Raw genomic sequence first — 1,048 nt, forward strand, 5'->3', positions numbered from 1 at the left:
CCCGATCTCTACGCATTTCACCGCTACACCGGGAATTCTACCTTCCTCTCCTGCACTCTAGCCTGGCCGTTCCGGATGCCGTTCCCAGGTTGAGCCCGGGGCTTTCACAACCGGCGTGCCAAGCCACCTACGCGCGCTTTACGCCCAGTAATTCCGATTAACGCTTGCACCCTCCGTATTACCGCGGCTGCTGGCACGGAGTTAGCCGGTGCTTCTTCTGCGAGTGATGTCGTTCCTCTAGGGTATTAACCCAGAGGCTTTCTTCCTCGCTGAAAGTGCTTTACAACCCGAAAGCCTTCTTCACACACGCGGCATGGCTGGATCAGGCTTTCGCCCATTGTCCAATATTCCCCACTGCTGCCTCCCGTAGGAGTCTGGGCCGTGTCTCAGTCCCAGTGTGGCTGATCATCCTCTCAGACCAGCTACGGATCGTCGCCTTGGTAAGCCGTTACCTTACCAACTAGCTAATCCGACATAGGCTCATCCGATAGCGCGAAGTCCGAAGATCCTCCGCTTTCTCCCGTAGGACGTATGCGGTATTAGCGTGGGTTTCCCCACGTTATCCCCCACTACCGGGCAGATTCCTATGCATTACTCACCCGTCCGCCGCTCGCCACCAGGGAGCAAGCTCCCCGGGCTGCCGCTCGACTTGCATGTGTTAGGCCTGCCGCCAGCGTTCAATCTGAGCCATGATCAAACTCTTCAGTTTAAAGTCTGATAGTCCTTACTTCTCTCGTCCCGAAGAACAAGAAGAAAAGCGGACCAAACTTGGTTCAAGGTCAAACGAATCTTGACGAGTCGCTTGCCTCGATATGTCGTGACTGGCTGTCACGCGAGAACAAGCGCCCACATCAATTACCTGATCGATTGTTAAAGAGCGTCCTTACTTGAAGCGCTTCGCTTCTGCCGTCGAACCCAAGTGCTTGTCAGCGCTTGTTTTCTGGGCCGCCGTAAGGAGTGGCGTATTTTAAGGATCTGGGTGAGGATGTCAACGTCTTTCTTGTCGAATCCTGCCTGGCGCCGTTACTGCTTGTCGGTGCCGATCCTT

General features: G+C 55.2%; 1 rRNA gene. It reads right to left on the reverse strand.

The window, feature by feature from the left end:
- Nucleotides 1–709: ribosomal RNA gene (locus BTW08_RS18055) — 16S ribosomal RNA — on the reverse strand; the annotation flags it as partial.
- Nucleotides 710–1,048: the final 339 nt, after the last annotated feature.

Source organism: Salinicola sp. MH3R3-1 (assembly GCF_001937155.1).
GTDB classification, from domain to species: Bacteria; Pseudomonadota; Gammaproteobacteria; order Pseudomonadales; family Halomonadaceae; genus Salinicola; species Salinicola halophyticus.